Raw genomic sequence first — 496 nt, forward strand, 5'->3', positions numbered from 1 at the left:
ACGCCGACCGCCATCGGCACCTTGCCGTCCTCGGGCTGCGGCAGGCCGAGACGGGCGCGCATGTCGACCACGGTGACGATGCGGCCGCGCAGATTGAGCACGCCCGCGATCTCGCGCGAGGACAAGGGCACGCGGGTGACGCGCTCGGGCATGAACACGTCCTGGACGCGGGAGATCGGCAGGCCGAACAGCTGGCCGCCGATCATCGCGGTGACGTATTCGACCATGGCGCCTTCGCCCACTTGCGTCTTCTTGTTCATCTGCTTCTCCTGATCCCTGTCCTGCTCTTACGCCGCTGCCCGGTTCAGCTCGGAGGCGCCGGCGGCACCCGCGGTCTGTTCCTTCAGCGCCGCGATCAGACCGGGACGGTCGAACTTGGCGACATAGTCGTGGAAGCCGGCCTGACGGCCGCGCTCGATCGCCGCCGGCGACACCAGCGCGGACAGGCCGATGATCGGCATCGAGCCCAGATTGTTGTCGGAGCGGATAACTTCCG

2 protein-coding genes are annotated in these 496 nt (G+C 67.9%); both read right to left on the reverse strand.

Annotation, left to right across the window (positions count from 1 at the left end; all coding sequences use genetic code 11):
* Nucleotides 1–260: chemotaxis protein CheW (locus XI04_RS08090; protein WP_271610630.1), on the reverse strand; the 260-nt coding region annotated here is incomplete at its 3' end.
* Between the two features lie 27 nt (nt 261–287).
* Nucleotides 288–496, reverse strand: a 209-nt coding sequence (locus XI04_RS08095) for a hypothetical protein (RefSeq protein ID WP_271623547.1), incomplete at its 5' end; no start/stop codon positions are given.

It is taken from the genome of Bradyrhizobium sp. CCBAU 11430 (assembly GCF_028128855.1).
Lineage (GTDB): Bacteria > Pseudomonadota > Alphaproteobacteria > Rhizobiales > Xanthobacteraceae > Bradyrhizobium > Bradyrhizobium ottawaense.